Origin of the sequence: Halosegnis rubeus (genome assembly GCF_009184545.1) — an archaeon.
Classification (GTDB): Archaea; Halobacteriota; Halobacteria; order Halobacteriales; family Haloarculaceae; genus Halosegnis; species Halosegnis rubeus.
The window spans coordinates 1-13,354 of sequence record NZ_QJOW01000006.1 but is presented as its reverse complement, the minus strand read 5'-3'; the positions used below and the strand labels follow the sequence as shown (position 1 = coordinate 13,354).

At 57.2% G+C, this 13,354-nt stretch carries 7 protein-coding genes and 1 pseudogene; 7 read left to right on the top strand and 1 reads right to left on the bottom strand.

Annotation, left to right across the window (positions count from 1 at the left end):
- The 5 genes and pseudogenes from DMP03_RS12190 (at nt 1) to DMP03_RS12165 (ending at nt 10,421) form a co-directional block, all read left to right on the top strand.
- A complete protein-coding gene (locus tag DMP03_RS12190) occupies nt 1-912 on the top strand; it encodes a ParA family protein (protein WP_152120828.1) in 912 nt (303 codons plus the stop codon).
- 14 nt (nt 913-926) lie between these two features.
- Nucleotides 927-1,364: a hypothetical protein gene (locus DMP03_RS12185; protein WP_172967155.1), complete on the top strand. Its 438-nt coding sequence runs from the start codon at nt 927-929 to the stop codon at nt 1,362-1,364.
- A 407-nt stretch (nt 1,365-1,771) separates the two neighbouring features.
- Complete coding sequence (locus tag DMP03_RS12180; protein ID WP_152120826.1) at nt 1,772-8,158, top strand: sacsin N-terminal ATP-binding-like domain-containing protein; 6,387 nt, start codon at nt 1,772-1,774, stop codon at nt 8,156-8,158.
- 280 nt (nt 8,159-8,438) lie between these two features.
- Nucleotides 8,439-8,978 (top strand): annotated as a pseudogene (locus tag DMP03_RS12170) (DNA polymerase domain-containing protein); the annotation flags it as partial.
- Nucleotides 8,979-9,152: 174 nt separating this feature from the next.
- A complete protein-coding gene (locus DMP03_RS12165) occupies nt 9,153-10,421 on the top strand; it encodes an orc1/cdc6 family replication initiation protein (RefSeq protein WP_152120825.1) in 1,269 nt (422 codons plus the stop codon).
- Between the two features lie 560 nt (nt 10,422-10,981).
- Here DMP03_RS12165 and DMP03_RS12160 read toward each other — a convergent pair.
- A complete protein-coding gene (locus DMP03_RS12160) occupies nt 10,982-11,305 on the bottom strand; it encodes a hypothetical protein (RefSeq protein WP_121598787.1) in 324 nt (107 codons plus the stop codon).
- A 138-nt stretch (nt 11,306-11,443) separates the two neighbouring features.
- Between DMP03_RS12160 and DMP03_RS12155 the strand changes: the two genes are divergently transcribed.
- Both DMP03_RS12155 and DMP03_RS12150 read left to right on the top strand, forming a co-directional pair.
- The gene (locus DMP03_RS12155) at nt 11,444-12,367 is read left to right on the top strand and encodes a helix-turn-helix transcriptional regulator (RefSeq protein WP_152120824.1); all 924 of its coding nucleotides are present in this window, start codon (nt 11,444-11,446) and stop codon (nt 12,365-12,367) included.
- Complete coding sequence (locus DMP03_RS12150) at nt 12,367-13,170, top strand: DUF6036 family nucleotidyltransferase (protein WP_152120823.1); 804 nt, start codon at nt 12,367-12,369, stop codon at nt 13,168-13,170. The genes DMP03_RS12155 and DMP03_RS12150 overlap by 1 nt, the downstream gene beginning before the upstream one ends.
- Nucleotides 13,171-13,354 lie beyond the last annotated feature (184 nt).

The following is a 13,354-nucleotide window of genomic DNA, read 5'->3' as shown; positions in this document are numbered from 1 at the left end:
ATGACCGAGTCACCTCGTGGCTGGGGCGTCACACCATCGACTGGCATTCCCACGATCGCCTTCGGTAATCAGAAGGGTGGGACTGGGAAGACAACGGCGACAATAAACAGTGCAGCGGCACTAGCCTCGCGAGATCACGATGTTCTTGCGATCGATATGGACCCACAGGCCGACATGACGAAAGGGCTTGGACTGGGTCCGGGCGATGACAACGATCCATCAAGCCCGAAGAACGACATTCCAAATACGCTCGCTACGGATGATGCAAATCTTCTCGACGTCCTCGTCGACAATCCGCGCACGGACGACACGACTCTTTCAGAAATCATGATCCACAGCGACGATTACGAACACCTGAATTTCGATCTCGTACCGAGCCACAAGGACATGGGGCTTGCCCGGGATTGGATGGACGACGCAGGCGCTCGTCTCTCGTTGAAAGTTGCTCTCGAAGAGTTGGTCGACGACGGCTACGACTACGATTTTATTTTGATCGACTGCCCCCCTGATCTCTCGGTCCTGACGGATGCAGCGTTCATCGCGGCGCAAAACGTCTTCCTGGCTGCGCAAACCCAAGCGACATCCCGGGATGCTCTAGACGATCTCTGGGATCAGCTGGAATCCATCGAGGACAACCAACAGATCGAGATTGCGATCGTGGGACTGCTGGCAAACATGTATAGAGACGATGGGCAGTCACAGAAGTTCCTGGAGGCATTTGACGAGTCATATGCGTCACTAGCGCCGATCTTCAAGCTTCCAATGCGGGTGGCGATACAGCGCGCGTGGGACAACGGCTGCGATATTTTCGAATGGGAGGACGCGAACGACCAGCAAGTCGAGCGCGACCTCTTCCTGGAGGTTGCTGAGACGATGGAACGGGCGTTCGACAAAACGCAGGTGGAGGTGTAACTATGCCCCGAGGAATGGACGAGCGATTTGAGGACCCATCAGAGGAAGCAGAAGACGAAGAAGTCGTGGACGACGAAACGACGGAGGCGACGTCGGAAACAGAGAGACAAGACCGCGAATCTGCAGCCGCCACAAAAGAGCAATCTGGTCAGCAGAGGAGTGCTGACTCGGCGGATACTAAATCCTTCACTGAGGAGACAACGGAAACGGATGATAAGCCGTTGAACATCCGCGAGGACTGGGACTCGGCCACGATATACGTTGAACCGAAACAGAGCGAGGATATTGAGGTCACATTCACGCGGCTGAAGAAACAGTTGAAGCGAGAGGACGTCACGCTCGAGAAGAACAAGCACTTCTACCGAGGGATTTTCGAAGTGGCGTTCGGCGAGCACCGCGAAGAGACGAAGGAAAAGATCCGCGAACTAGCAAAAGAAGACGGTAATCAATGAATCACTGAGTCTTGGATTCAACGAAAGGAGATCAACGTTGTGACCCCTGAACTACAGGAGTGAAAGTTACTGTCTGGTTCAGCACCTCCTCAGCTGGATTTCCTCCGTTGAGAGCTTGGTTCGGTCGTTCCTGGTTGTAGTTTTGACGGGAGGGCGAAGGAGCCGGACTCGTACAACAAGGCGTATCGACCCTACCTTTTATTTAAGTGGGGAAAGACCGCACAGGCTACAGGTTTAGAGTTTCAGTGAGTGGCTCAGGGTCCCCAAAGCAGACGGTCGAAGAATTATGTCGCACTGAACATCAAGACCTCCTCGGTGCATTAACGAACGAAAGCCGATGGAGCAAGGAGGCGGATCTTGGCGTCGGCAATCAAGTCGTCGCCTCCACGCACGAGAGTCGGACGGTTTTGGAACTCATCCAGAATGCGCGGGACGCGATTCGCGACGGATCCGACGATGACGGACGAGTGGCTGTTATCGTCGGCCCAGAATCCTTACTCATCGCGAACACTGGTCGGCCGTTTGAACTCAACGATGATGATGTGTTCGAGGCGGTCACTGGACTCGGCCGATCGGAGAAACTCGACAACAGCGACTCGATCGGTGAAAAAGGGGTTGGTCTCAAATCGTTACTCCAGCTGAGTGAGCGGTTTTCCGTCCATTCGGTCGTCGATGACGATCAGCTCTCGGCACAGTTCTCTCGCTATCGCGCGAGCCAGATGCTGTTAGCAGGGTACGACCATTACCTCAAGACAAATCTCAGAAATGAACTCGATGTCGAGAGTTCCGTCATCGAGTCGTATCAGTCTATTCTCGACGAAATCCTAGATGAAGAAGCATGGTCGAGACTCCCATCAACGCCGGATATCGACACCATCGCTGAGCGGGAGTCGACCGAGGAGCAGGCGCCGCCAGCGCCAAGCGAGTTCCTCACCGATTTGCCTCGACTCTCTTTATTCCGGTACCCATTCCTCATCAGTACCGACCGCAAGGAGTCGGATGCAACAGGCCGGCTCGTTGACGCCCTCCTCAAGACAGGTCAATCCTCTTCATCAACCGCAACGCCGGACAATAAATGGCTCGAGGACCATGCCGACACTTACCAGACGGTCGTCCGGCTTGATTATGATGACCCGGAATGGACCGGGTTGCTCGATTCTGTTCAAAACGCACTCGCCGAAAGTGGTCGCGATATCGTCGACGCCTTTGAGACTAACCGGCGAAGCGCAAACGTTGGCGGACTGTCCAGCGACAAGACACCCCAAGCGCAATTCTGGGATGAGTGTACCGACCTCTCTGCGTCAACGCTAGTCCTCCTTGGGGAACTCGACGAAATCGATTTCCTCAAGCTCGAGGGCGATGACACCGAGGAAACCGGTTCGCTTGAGATTAGTGACCGCCGGGAAGTGACTATCGAGACCGACAGTACCCACCAGTCGTCCATCGGCGATGATCCCGAACTCTCCCGAATTCCGCATACAGTCACAGAGGAAACGACCACTACTGCCGGCACAACCACCCATGAGCGAGAGTTCCTTCGATACTCACAGACACTGACCCCAGAGGTCCATCAGTGGTTGACGGATGAGGACCGCGACATCGACGTCGAATCGGCAACGATAGATATCCTGCTGGAACAGCCGCGCCCCGAGGCAGCCGATTGGGAACCAACGCCAGAACCTCTCCACCTTTACTACCCGATTTCGGATGCTTCGACGCCGTTCCCGTTCGTAATTCATGCTCCCTTCGAGGTGAGTTTCGATCGCCAACATCTCGCGACTGCTGAAAAAAACCAGACGCTCCTCAAGGAGCTCCCGACGCTCATCGCGACCGTAAGCGAAGACCTCATCCAAAGCAACGAGGCAACTCACGCTCCACCGTCGGGATATCGATCGTGGATGCCGTGGCTTGTTGCCCCCGTCGACGTCGCCGAGACTGACGCCGAGACATCGCTCGCAAATGGAATCGCTGACACCCTCAGTCGACTCCAAGACACCGCGATCGTCCCGACTGACTCCCAGGAACCGTTGCAGCCGACGGCGACACTGCTCGACCCGACGCGGTTGGAAGCCTTCGAGGCATTGCGTGGGCGGGATGCCGCGCCGCCGATCCCTGCTACAGAGGTCATCGCGAATGGGAAAGCGTGGAAAGCCGACCTCCCCGAATCGGGGGCGAGTGACCAATCCCAGTTCAACGGGTTCCTTTCCCAGATCGGGTTGACCACGATTATCGAGACGATTGCAGCAGATGCATCGGAGGATGACCTCGTGACGGTCCTCTGTGACTTCTGGAAACGAGCCAGTACAACCACACCGGATGGTGGGTTCGATGCGTGGCATGTGACTGTCGAGCAGCCAACCCACGCAGAGCTGTACTTCGAGGCCATAGCGGAGGCGCTAGCCGGCCACGGCGCAGATGCGGATGACGACGATGAAAACGATGCAGAAGTCGATGCAGCGACCCGCCTCGGTAGACATGGTGTCCCCCTATTGCCGGCAGAGAAACACAAGGAAGGCACATCGACGACTGAGTCGGAGGAGGCAACCGTAACCAGATTAGTTCGCGCGAGGCCTAGCGAGGGGCAATCCGATGATGGATCCCGCCAACGGAGTGAACGCATCGTCTTCCGCCGCCAGGAGCCCGGTGAGTCACAACAATCCATGGCGGAACTCCCCACTCCACCCCAACAATTACCGGTCTATATCATTCCGTATCAAAACGAGTGGGTCGGCCCGCTCAAGCGGCATAACCGACGCTGGGGAACCCGAGAGCTGGAAGGACAAGCAGCTTTCTATCGCCGTGTCGGCGCCGAAGCGGGTGGGTTCTCGGGCGACGAAAATGGCGACCCAGACGTCGTCGGCTACCTAGCCGATCTATACAAGCAATCCACAGCCGGACAAACTGCCGAGTGGGTGACCCCCCAGCCGTTCCACAACAAGCAGTTCGACGACGTCGAGGAAGTCTTCGCGTATGATACACTCACCGGTACCCCAACGGACTACGATGCGTTTCTCGAGCGACGATACGTGCAGACGATCCCGCTTCCGACCGACGACGGCAACCAACTCCCAGCCGAGCGACTGGTGTTCGGCCCCGAATGGGCGGAGAGATTCAGCGCCGTTGCGGATTCGCTCGCAAGTGAAAATGGCGTCGAGTATCCATTTTCCGGGACTGATGATGGTGAGGCCGAGCCGGCCGCGAAGTTCCGACGATGGGCCGCAGCAATCGAGTGCCGCCAAGACTTCGAACCCACGGACACCCCAACCCTCGCGCCGCCCAGTGACGAGCAGTGGGAGGCCATCCATGCACAGATGGACCTCTCAGAGGCAGAACGCAAGCGGTGGGAACTCTACTTCTTGTTGCATCTGGGCGTCCAGGTCGGCCCCCACATCGATTGGGGATGGCTCTTCCCTGGCCGAGGCACCGACGACCGTCGTACGGGCGCGCTATCACTCTCGGAAGTGCAGTCCCTCGCGGATGCCGATCCCGAGTTCGAAGCCAATCCACCGATTTCCCCACCCGAAGACCTGCTGGAGCGGTACCAAACGATTAGTTGGCGCTCAGAACACCATCCAGCGTTCAGTGCCGGCCACTCGGGTAGCTGTCAAAAAGATTGGTTAGACTGCGATATTGAGGAGTGGGAGTACAACAAGGACTTGGCGATCCCAACGTGGTGGCATCTCACGGAACTCAATCCAGACGCTGACCGGGGTCATCGGGAGGCAGTTCGGGATGCGACGGCGCTTATCTGGCCAGAACTCACGGCGACCATCACAGACACTGCTTGGTACTGTGATGGTACGCATTACAGTCACCAACCGAATACACACGACGCCACGATTCCAGCGCTCGGGGTCGTCCAACTACAGGATGCGGCACTCTGGCCGGTCACGGAACCAGATACAGATGACGATCCTGCGGAACCGCCCGGTGGGTTGATGCCAGAGGACCTCCACACAGCAAGGCCACTAATCACCGCCGATGAGCAACGCGGTGCGGCCAGCTATCTGCCACGACTCGATCTCGACAAAGTTATCGCAAGCATCGAGTCGCGGTTCGATTCGGATGGAGAACTGCCGAACGTCGACATTGCATCGCTGCCGACAATGCTTGGTGCACGGCCGCTTGATGGACTAACCCCGGCCCAAGCGGCCGATCGACTCAACGAGTTCTTAACCAGCCGTGCGGTTGCCGATACACATCGCACATACGACCATCAAGCGCTTTCGGCGATGGAATCCACATGGGATTCCCAGTCGAATACAGTGCCCACCTATGGATTGTTACGGCGGCTCACGGCGACCTCGCAAGTCAGTCGAAAACTCACTGATGAGGAACCCAAGCGCCAGTGGATTCGTCGAGATATCTGGCATACTGGCGTTCGACTCCCGGTCCGATGGGCCGACGACTCGCTCATCCTCCACGTTGAGGAGGACGTCCCACAAGTCGAGGAGCCTGAGCTACGAATCTACACGCAGCAAATCCCACAGCATGCACGCGAGCAGTTCGCCAATGACGAGTCCATTGCGATCGTCGAACGGCCCAGTCGAGAGGCACGAGCCATTGCATACCTGCTCGGGGGTGCCCCCGATGGGCCAATACCTCCGTTTGGAATTCAAACAGAGACGGAACAACCGGACCTCGGAGTTCCCGAAGACGAGTCCGAGCCAACAGCGCAAGAACAAGATGCGATAGAGGATCTCAAATCCACACTGAAGCCCCGGATAATCTATCTGCTAGCCGCATACGATGCAGATGTATCTGAGCCCGACCATAGATCGGTCTACAACCAGCTTAATGCGATCATCAACAATCCAATCGGGATTATCGAGAACCCAGAAGGTACGAGTTCGAGACGATCAACGCAGTGGTCACCGCCAACCACTGCTGAGGAAAAGCCTAATCAGATCGCTATCTATCGGAGCGCAATCGACAAGCACAGTGACGATTCGACAGAGATCCCGCTATACCTCGTAGCAGATGGCCTTGCCCAAGTTATCGACCAATATTCGCTTAGGGATGTCTTCGAGAACATCCTCATCAAGCCAGATTACGCACTTGATTACGATTACGCCGAACAGAAAGAGAATGTCCGCAAAGAACTCTCTGAGCTCCGAGAACAGCGATTCAAGCTGGTTCAAGCGGCACTAAGAACACTGCTTTCGAACATCGACGAGACGGCAAGCCCACCGGAGTTGCATATCGATCCGGACGACGATGTCGAACCCACGTTGGAGAAAATGGCGAACGCACCGAACGAGACGGAGGACACTGTCGTCAATGCGTGGGTGGAGGCATTCACGACTGCGGGGCTTGCCGAACCGGTCACCCGGCATTGTATTGCGGCCGCAGCGACGGAGGAGTTCTACGCACGACTCCAATATATTGCTACAGCACTCCAGAACGCCTCAGAGCTTCATCACGATGACTTAAGAGGCCACCAAGTTTGGGATGAACTCGATTCGTGGCCGACCGACAGCGACGTCGAGCCCCTCCGAAAGTACCTCACTGCCGTCGCCAAAATTGACGCCTTCTGGGCGACGTACACAGATAGCGAATCAGATGTAGAAACCGCCTTCGCCCTGGCCGTCGAAACAGCTGCCAACCCAACAGCGCCACCGGCGCCACTGACACCAGTCATAGAGGGCATTCCCGCAGGCGACCGCGTGGCGACAGCGCTCAGGGACCGCTTGCTGATCGAACTCCCAAAACAAAGTGACGGGCCCATTCCCGAGTCCATTATAACGACCGTCGCCGAGTGGCACGCAACCCGCCACGAAACGTTCGCCGCCTCACTAAGTGAGGACGATGACACCAGCAAGCTCCTCAAGGCGTTCACAACGGCGCTCGAGAACCCCACCGAGTCGCTCGCGACTGTTATTGACGCACTGAACGGGTATCGTGAGGACACTGGTGGCGGTGGCGGCACTACGAGCCACGCCAAGCGACGGGAGCTCACCATGCAGTGGGTGTCAGCGTCGGATGCCGAGCTGGATGACGCGGTTAACTCATCTCTCACACTGGAGGATGCACCTGAAGATGGGGGCGCTCCCAGTATTGGATCGACTTCATCTAGCACCCCGACATCAAATGCAGAGATTGCTGATGACCGAGGGCGTGAAGCCGAACTGCTGTGTCTGGCGCGTACGTGGAACCAGTTCCGGACGCAAGACCAATCAACACGAGAGCGAATCCTCAAGGAACTCACTCGATGGCGGAGCGCCGATATCTGGCGAATGAAACCGGTTGAAGCCATCGCCGATATCGAGGCAGATGAGCCAGCAATCGTGGGCGAACGGCCGGAAGTGGTCCTTCGACAGGCAACAATCCCAGATGAATCAGCGTATCGGACTGCATTCCGCCTGTTGTTCGACGTCTCTGACGAGCGTGGGCCCGGATTCGATTATATCGACCCTTTCGCCGGCATGGACGAAAAAGCGAACTCTGACTGGCGTCCGGAACATATGAGACGGGTCGAAGTCAAGGCCGTTACACCGGATCGAGCGACTAATGGCCGCGTCAAATTGACCGGAAACGAATTCCGGATGGCCCGCCGGCGAGGTCCCGAACCATTGGCGAGTGAGTTACCGAAGCAAATCCGTGAATCAACAGACCGCTACCTGCTCCGCTTAGTGAGTCTCCCGCGTGCGTGGCGCAGTAACAGTGCGAATGGCATCACAGTTAGAGACATTCAGGACTTCATTGACTACGGGAAATTTGAAGAGGATGATGAACCCCTCTGGGAGAAGCTGCGGGGTGGAGAGTTCTACGTGAGCTTTGGATCTGGGGACTGACATCCCCCTCGATACATTCGGCGACTCGTCTACAATCCAACCCCTCACCCACACCACTACACGTTCGGCGCTATCGACAGAGTTCCTTTCTCAGCCTCCATTCACTCAATAGATCGAGTTCGTGCGTGTCTGTCAAAGGTGACTCAAGACATCCTCCTGGAAGCAGACGGATTCAGCCGAGATTTGGAATACACGGTCGTCGACCAACTACCCCACATACTCGCTGATCAGGGTAATTAAGGAACTGATAGGTCGTGTTTTGTTGAGCGTGAAAGTGTACCAGTACTTTGGAAAGGTCGCCGCGACAACGACTTCAAGATCAGAGGCATCGAAGTCTGGCAGCGCTCAACCCCACCCTTCGTCAAGGACGTCCAGCGAGACTGTCTTGACCGGCTCGATGCCACGACCGGACGCGGTGCTCGGACGGCTCGAACGAGCAATCGACGAACTGCAGGCGGGCAACGTAGCAGTAGAGCGGCTCGTCGAGCGGAACCGTGTCTCCAAGCCGTTGGAAGGCTACTCACAGAATACCCAGAACGTGGCCGCCTTGAAGCGAGCGCGCGAGCAGGAACTGGCAGTCCAGCCGGGCCAGGATATCGAGTACGTAGTCGTCGACGACGAGAAATCCTCGCGAGATCGGGTCGCCCTCGCCCACGAGGAGATCGAGACCTACGACGCCTCGTACTACGAAACGCAGCTGGTCAGAGCGGTCGAGAGCGTGCTTTCACCGCTCGGGTGGGATCGGACAGACATTCGACGGAGACTCGCAGAGACACGAGAGCTGGAGCTGACGGAGTTTACAGCAGCCCGGAACGGATGAGTAGTCTCAAATGTCTTCTGAGGTGAGCAAAATCACAAGTGGGCGACGAGGTCGATCCCATTCACACTCCGGGGGGTCCTGCTCTCTGGAACACCCCCCAGAGTGTGAATGGAGGCAAATCAATCACACCGAGGGTGGACAACCTATATGTGAATGGGGCGAATTGGTCCGCTCATGCCAAACAACGATTCCACACAAACCACCGTCGACGAGATATTAAATGTCGACGAGGAGGATAGCGAAGATGAATCGGATATTTTTGAGAAACCGTGGTTGCTCGAGATCGATAACGTTCCTGACGCCAATCGAATTGTCGGACGAGACGACCATATCACGTTCTTGGCCAAGAATCTCCGAAAAATGCGGACAAATAGCGTCCCGGATAACGTCCTGGAGTGGGGCGAAACCGGGACGGGGAAGACACTAGTTGCAAGACACGTCTGCGAGCGGCTTGAAGCAGCAACTGCAGGAACGGACTCCCCCATCGTTACTGCCTACATTAACCCAGACCCCATCTCTACGTATACCTCCACCTTCCGAAAGATTGCAGAGCAGGTGAACGCGAAAGCAGAGAATCCGCTTGATGTCCCCTATCAGGGCCTCTCAGCCGAGCATTATCGGGATCAGAAATTGTGGCCCGTTGTTCAGCGGGAGTTTTCTGGCGGTCTTGTCGTCATTATCGATGAAATCGACAAGCACGGAGAAGTGAATGAAGTCCTCTACACGCTATCACGGTCACAATCAAAAGACGACGTTGACTTCCCAGTCCTTACAATCGGGATTTCGAACGACATCGAATTCAAAGGAGAAATCGAGTCACGGGTTCAATCGACTCTCCAGCCAGAACACCGAACGTTCACACCGTACGAAGAAGACCAGCTCATTGCAATCCTCGAAAATCGACGGGACGCATTTTACGACGGTGTCCTCGATGACGAGGTGATTCCAACCACGGCTGAACTCGCAGCTGAAGAACACGGTGACGCTCGACGGGCAGTCCGATTGTTCCGGAATGCGGGCGAGATCGCCGACGAAGAAGGCGACGATATCGTGACCGCGAATCACGTTCTCGAAGCTGACGAACTCGTCGAAGTTGAACTCTTTATGGAGATGGTGAAAGGGACTCCGTTGTCCGGGAAATTACTCCTGTTTGCTCTCACGCGTCTTGACCGGAATAACCCGGAAAAAGAATGGTTCCGGACATCAGAGATTCACGAGGTTTACCAAACAGTAGCACGGGACGTCGAAGTAGAGCCCAAGGGGTACAATCGTGCGCTTGAGCTTCTGAACAAGCACGTGACGACAGGAGTTCTCGAATCGAAAAAGAAGGAAGGCGGAGATCAGGGGAAGTTCAGGTCGTATTCCCTCCAAGGAGATGTTGAGAGTACGCGAACTGGACTGATCAACTCAACGCCGGAACTCCAGACGTTGATGGGATGGTGACACCCCCACCCCTCGGTGTGAATGGTCCCCCATAGGATACGACGGTTGTAGAGATAGAGCGGCAGTTGGGGAAGCAGGCTCGGTCGTCTGAAGAACCTAGTACGGCACGGAGAGCGGCTTACACGTTCTGCCACGGTAGCTGCCCCGAACCGCTACTGCACCGCACCGCAGTTGTAGTTATCTTTATTATACTACAGTCTAAACAGTCCTCCGAGTAGATGTATTCTGAAAGGCGAGGCCTTGTGCCGAAGCCGAAGGTTCGCCACTGAGGCGAGAACCCTCTCTACGGCGTGAGGACTTTTGCTGTTAATGCCTTCTTAATCGCGGTACCCTGGGTGGTGGACCATTCACACTGAGGGGTGTGGGGGTAAACGAGGCGTAATCTATCCGCGTGTTGCTCTGTCTTCTCTAGGAGTGAAGTCTCGTTAGAGATCGGCGGTTGGTAGCCCATTCACACCGAGGGGTGTCGGGTAAACCGATCCCATTCACACTCTGGGGGGTGTCATCTGCTACGCTACGAATCACGTTGAAACGAACATCAGGCTACAGTTCCATCTCGTCTACTCGTCGGGATTCACCGGCCCTTTGTACTTCGACGTCACCGAATCGCCTTCCCGCCACTGCCAGTAGTAGTAGCGGTTGTCGTTGATCTCCTTGATCGTGATCGTCGCCTTCGCCGGCACGTCGTCTGGGAGGTCATCGGGGCGCTCCTCGACGTCGGCGTCGTCCGCTTCCTCCTCGAGACGAGCTTCCCGCTCTTTGTGTTCGGCCAACGCCTCGGCGTAGCTGGCAACATCCCGAAGATGCTCCGGTGTGGCTTCATTGAGCGTGTTGACGATCTCCGTCGGAAGGTTCGCCGGTGGGGTCGGGGGTTCGTAGGACATCGGCTCTTTTCGTGTTAACCAACACGCCCCACGAACCCATAGTTTTGTTGGTTAAGTCGATGGAGACGGTTCTCGCTATTGCTTGTTGTAACACTACTCGAAACTTCTTTATACACAAGTTTCGTACTATGTTACGTCGTGCTCCGGCGCATCGAACTCGAGGTCCTCGCCACGGTCGAGCGCGGCGACACGATCTCCGAGCTCGCGACGAAACTCGACCACAGCGAGAGCTACCTCTCTCGTGCAGTCGCCGACCTCGTCGAGAAGGGACTCGTCTACACGGAACGCGATGGCCGCCGAAAACGAGTCGTCCCGTCGGATGCTCGCGCCGTCGAACTCTATCGGGACCTCGTCCGCCAGCACTCCCACATCGAGTTCCCCGAGCTGTTGACTGGGAAAGCTCTCGAGGTGCTGTACTACCTCGACCAGCCACGAACCGTCGCCGAGATCGCCGACCGGAGCGACAACTATCGCAATACGGTCAACCGCGTCCTCAAGCGGTTTCGCGACCGTGGGCTCGTCGGGACGGCCGACGGCCGCTATGACTTCAACGCCGAGTTCGCCCGCCTCCACGAGTTCGCCCGTGAACTCGCCCACCATCTGCATCGCCAACGCCTCGAAGCCGTCGCCCCGAAGGGCACGATTCTCTGGGAGGACTACGACGAATTCCTCACCCAGACCGAGACGGAGATCGACGCGGAGGCGTTCCACGAAACCGGCCTCGCTCGATTCGCGGCCTTCGACCTCCAGTTCCTGCTTACCGGCCACCGCTACTACGTCTACTCTGAGGACCTCGACGCAGTCTCACCGGCGGAGCTCTGCTGTCACACGCTGCTGATCGACGACGGCAGCCGCCACCGCTCGTACTGTCTCCTCCTGCTCAGCCACGTCGACGTCGACGAGGCGGACCTCCGAGAGCAAGCGGCGAAGTATGGCCTCGAAGACGAAATCGACGCCTTGCTCCGCTACCTCGAGACGCACGGCGAGGTCGACGACGACCGGCTCCCGGAGTGGGACGAGTTCCAGGAGTTGGCGGCTGACTACGAGGTGCCACTACCATAATGAGACCAACATTCGGACGCGAGTACACCGAGAACGAATTCCAGCGCATCGGGGATGGCCTCTCAGCCCCGCTCACGGTCTACCTGATCGGTGGTGGCGCGATGTCGCTGCGCGACCTCAAGGGGGCGACGAAAGATATCGACCTGGTCGTCCCAGATGGCGACGCATACGGGCAGTTGTGGGCCGTCCTGATGGACCTCGGGTATGCGGAGGTCCAATCGCTGGATCCAGATTACCGGGCGCTGGGGGCGACGAGCTGCGTCGAAAACGACGATGGGTGTCGCCTCGACATCTTCAACCAGCAGGTCGCGAACAAGCTCGTGCTCACCGACAGGATGCAAGAGCGCAGCGAGCCGTTCCTCGACACGGATCGACTGACGGTCCGGCTGGTTAGCAACGAGGATATCTTCCTGTTCAAGGCGATCGCCGGCCGCGACGACGACATCGAGGACATGAATATGCTCGTGCAGGCCGGCCTCGATTACGACGTCGTCCGGGATGAACTCGAAGCCCAGATCGATCGCCTGGGTGACGATCAGTTCGCCACGTTCGCGAACGAGGCCTTGGTCGAACTCGAGGAGCGATACGGGGTGACCACGCCGATCGAGGGCCGCGTCCAGGAGCTCACGAATCGGTACTACCGGGGGCTCGAAGTCCTCCAGGCACTCGATGAACCGATGACCATCGACGAACTGGCCGCGGAACTGGAGCTGGATACCGACGAAGTTCACGACCGGATCGCGTATCTCTCAACGTTCGACCGGATCCAACGAGATGGCGACACAGTCCGTCTCGTGGAGTAGCTCAATCGTTACCCTACGGGGAGGGAAGGCGGCCGTCTGGTCGGGGTACACGGCCCCGTTTGATCTCGTGATCGACGCGACGCAGGTGTTTGCAGCCGCCCTCGGGTGAGCGCTGCTGCCAGTCGGGACAGGTACACGATTCGGTGTCCGGAAGCGTCTCGCGCCACGCCACGTCGTCGATTGT